This window comes from Peribacillus sp. SIMBA_075, from assembly GCF_046534585.1.
In genome coordinates this window covers 1-254 of the sequence record NZ_JAWRYN010001090.1, presented here as the reverse complement: position 1 = coordinate 254, position 254 = coordinate 1, and the positions used below count along the sequence as shown (strand labels likewise).

Genomic DNA, 254 nt, shown 5'->3' with positions numbered 1-254 from the left:
GATTTTCACAAGAAACACAGGCGATCTTGTTTCATCATGATTGGCCTGGTAATGTCAGGGAATTAGCCAACGTCGTGGAGTATGCCGTCAACATGGAGGTCTGTACCTCGATTCAGCCAGCGAGTTTGCCTGGCGCGTTGGTGAAAAACAATAGCGATTCGTTACGATCGTCATGGACGGTGGGAAGCGAGGAGCAACAGAACGATCTGCTGTCGCTAAAGGAAATGGAGCGCATGGCGATTACGGAGGCACTA

General features: G+C 50.4%; 1 protein-coding gene. It reads left to right on the top strand.

Going from position 1 to position 254, the window contains the following annotated elements; translation table 11 throughout:
- The coding region (locus SB775_RS31655; RefSeq protein ID WP_486360732.1) for an AAA-type ATPase lid domain-containing protein at window positions 1-254 on the top strand (254 nt) is incomplete at both ends.